This window comes from Chitinophaga sp., from assembly GCF_036566945.1.
Lineage (GTDB): Bacteria > Bacteroidota > Bacteroidia > Chitinophagales > Chitinophagaceae > Chitinophaga.
On sequence record NZ_DATCVJ010000722.1, the window covers coordinates 1 to 3703 of the forward strand.

The window sequence follows — 3703 nt, forward strand, 5'->3', positions numbered from 1 at the left end:
AGCCGGTTGTCATTCGAAGAATTCCGTAAGGAAGTGCTAAATGATTACAGGTTGGCCTGTGATAGCAGGGAAATTAGTCTGCTGGCCCGTAAGGAAGTCCTTACAGGGAAAGCAAAGTTTGGCATTTTTGGAGATGGAAAGGAAGTGGCGCAGATAGCAATGTCAAAATACTTTCAGCCAGGGGACTTTCGTTCCGGTTATTATCGCGACCAAACTGTTGCATTTGCTACAGGTATCGCTACCCCCGAACAATTTTTTTCGCAGTTATATGCAGATCCGGACCTGAAAAACGACCCGTTTTCAGGCGGCCGTCAGATGAATTCCCATTTCGCCACCCCAAATCTTGGTAAGGATGGTAACTGGCTGAATCTGATGGAAATGAAAAACTCTGCTGCGGATATGGCACCTACGGCCAGCCAGATGCCCCGCGCACTGGGATTGGCCTATGCCTCCAAAATGTTTCGTGAGGTAGAAGCATTACATCAATATAAAGGACTCTCTAACAATGGCAGTGAAATCTGTTTCGCTACTATCGGTGACGCCTCTACGTCTGAAGGGCATTTCTGGGAAACCATGAATGCTGCGGGTGTACTGCAGGTGCCACTAGCCGTATTTGTATGGGATGACGGCTATGGTATTTCCGTACCCCGTAAATATCAGACAACAAAAAACTCTATCAGCGCTGCACTGGAAGGATTCCGTAAAACGGAAGATTCCAACGGTTTTGATATATATAATGTAAAGGGCTGGGATTATGCCGGCATGTGTGAAGTATTTGAAGCGGCCATCCGCAAAATTCGTGAAACACATGTCCCTGCACTGTTTCATGTGGAGGAAATCACGCAGCCACAGGGTCACTCCACCAGTGGCTCTCATGAACGCTACAAAAGCAAGGAACGCCTTTCCTGGGAGAGAGAATTTGACTGTAATGTAAAAATGCGTTCCTGGATCATTGAAAACGCGTTATGCGAAGAGGAGACTCTCCTCGCTGTGGAGGCAGAAGCAAAAGTAAAAGCACAGGAAGCCCGCAAAGGAGCCTGGGAAAAATATGTAGCGCCTATTAAGGAACATGTTCAGTCGTTTATTGCATTGGCAACTCCATTGGCAACAACCGCGGGCGTGGATGTTAACATGATTAACCTGGCCATCCGTGACCTGCAGAATAACCGCGAACCCCTTCGCCGCGATATTTTAAAGGCCGCTGCCACCATCCTGCTGAAACATAAACACCTGAAAGCCGATGCCAACATACAGGCATTGCAACAGTTTTATGACACCTATCTGCAGGAACAAAAGGATACCTATAATTCCTATTTACATGCCACCGGTGTAAACTCAGCGCTGAATGTGCCCGTTGTACCAGCTGCCTATGAAGCGGATGGTATTACCGTTAACGGCTATGAAATACTGAATAAATATTTTGATCAGCTGATCACCAACAATCCTAAAGTATTTGCTTTCGGAGAAGATGTTGGTAAAATAGGTGACGTAAATCAGGGCTTCGCAGGCTTGCAGCAAAAACATGGTAAAGATCGTATAGCCGATACCGGTATACGCGAACTCACTATCATGGGACAAGGGATTGGTATGGCTTTACGAGGCCTTCGCCCGATTGCGGAAATACAATACCTCGATTACCTGTTATACGGCATACAACCACTCAGCGATGATGTGGCCTCCTTGCAGTACCGCACTATGGGCACTATGCATTGCCCGATCATTGTCCGTACCCGTGGCCATCGCCTGGAAGGTATCTGGCATAGTGGTTCTCCCATGGGCATGATCATTAACGCCCTCCGTGGTATGTACGTATGCGTACCGCGTAACATGGTGCAGGCAGCAGGCATGTACAATACTCTCCTGCAAGCCAATGAGCCAGCCCTCGTAATAGAATCTTTAAACGGCTATCGTTTAAAAGAGAAATTACCTGCTAACCTGGAATCTTATACCGTACCATTAGGCATCCCTGAAATACTGCATGCAGGAACAGATGTAACCATTGTTACCTACGGTTCTATGACGCGTATTATTGAAGAAGCTATGGTAACATTAGACGAAATGGGTGTTTCCTGTGAATTGATCGATGTGCAGACTTTACTGCCTTTCGATATCAACCACAGCATAGTGGAATCACTGAAGAAAACCAACCGCATCCTCTTTATTGATGAAGATGTGCCTGGTGGTGGCACCGCCTACATGTTCCAGCAGGTAATAGAAAAACAGGGTGGTTACCGTTTTCTTGATGTAGCCCCACGCACGATGAGTGCTCAGGCACATCGTCCGGCTTATGGTTCTGATGGAGATTATTTCTCCAAACCTAATACAGAAGAAGTAGTGAAAGTAATCATGGATATGATGCAGGAATAGCATCTGCCTGAAATAATACGAAGCCGGTTTCTGATATAGGAACCGGCTTTTCTTTTTGTACGCATTCCCGGAATTGGCGAAGCCATCATAACAGCATTTATCTGCTGAAATGATGGCCTCTTTAAAATTAAGCAGTTGGTAGGCTTAGTAGTATATTTTGCTATTATGGCGCAGCAAAGGTGTGTGGATTTTTTGGATGTAAGAAGGGGAGGGAGCGGAGTTAATGATTATTTCATGTAAGCGTACAAAAACAATCTCAGCACTATATTTCCATCATCATTAATTTTGCGCCGGCAATTCTTCGCGCCATGATTTGGAAAAGTGTTTTGCCATCATCGGGTGTGTTGTATTGCTGCGTTGGGAGCGCTCCAAAATAATAGCAGGTATTAATGCCGGTATGGTTGTCTATGATTTCAATTCCTTGTAAAGGATGATGGATGATATATAGCAGCTGATCGTTGCTGATCAGAAACGTATTGCTTTTCCGGGCGCCAGTGTGATGACCGTTTATTTGAAAGCGACGCCGGATAGCATTTTCATCTTCAAAATGAAAAATAATATCATCACCTTCCAGCAACTTTGTGCGTTGATAAAGGGTAGATATCTGCACCATGTTATACTCTACCGTGGACTCCAGAATAATACCGAGATAAGTATCGCCTATGCATTCTTTGATAGGATATAACGCTATTTCCTCTTTGCCCATCACGCCGGAAAGTTTTATAATCCGTCCATGTGGTTTGCCCTGGTCATCTGGTATAATACCGGCTTCGGTGTTTTCTATGTCCGGACTTATCATCATAGGGCCGTTGTTTTTATGGAATATTGGCCATGTAAAATAATAATTTTTTTTAGTGAGATGGCGACATGCACAGGCAGTTATTCCCGCACCTTTATCTCTCCCAATCTTTCCTGCAATTCTGCTTCAAACTTATCGCAACAGCATCCAATAGTTTTAAAGGTCAACTGCTTTTCACCAAGACCCAGATAATCTACCTGTACGGTCACTACTGCGTCTCTGTGATCGGCGCATTTTACTTTGCTATAATGTTTGTTCAGCGTGTCTACCAGGTTATTCAGCACAGGGCTGCTGATACGGGCATCGAGGTTGTCAATTAAATCTCCGAGTGAATTGGCATCCAGTACAGAAGCGTGGGATTTTGAAATAAATTTCAACATAGCATATAGTGATATAAGGTATAAATATAGTGGATAATTGTAAGTGAATTAGGCCCATTTTTATTTGATATCTTTGCGGCTCATTATCCTGTACAATGACTAATCAGAAGACTATTATTTTAACCCAGCCATACGGACAAACGAGTAACATTTTTTT

At 44.3% G+C, this 3703-nt stretch carries 3 protein-coding genes; 1 reads left to right on the forward strand and 2 read right to left on the reverse strand.

The window, feature by feature from the left end; translation table 11 throughout:
- Positions 1 to 2367, forward strand: a 2367-nt coding sequence (locus tag VIP81_RS21720) for an alpha-ketoacid dehydrogenase subunit alpha/beta (protein ID WP_331966238.1), incomplete at its 5' end; no start/stop codon positions are given.
- Between the two features lie 262 nt (positions 2368 to 2629).
- Here the strand turns inward: VIP81_RS21720 and VIP81_RS21725 are convergent.
- Both VIP81_RS21725 and VIP81_RS21730 read right to left on the reverse strand, forming a co-directional pair.
- Positions 2630 to 3169 (reverse strand): hypothetical protein, encoded by a 540-nt coding sequence (locus tag VIP81_RS21725; RefSeq protein ID WP_331966240.1) that lies wholly within the window; start codon positions 3167 to 3169, stop codon positions 2630 to 2632.
- Between the two features lie 77 nt (positions 3170 to 3246).
- On the reverse strand, positions 3247 to 3546 hold the full coding sequence (locus VIP81_RS21730) for a hypothetical protein (protein WP_331966243.1): 300 nt from the start codon (positions 3544 to 3546) through the stop codon (positions 3247 to 3249).
- Positions 3547 to 3703: the final 157 nt, after the last annotated feature.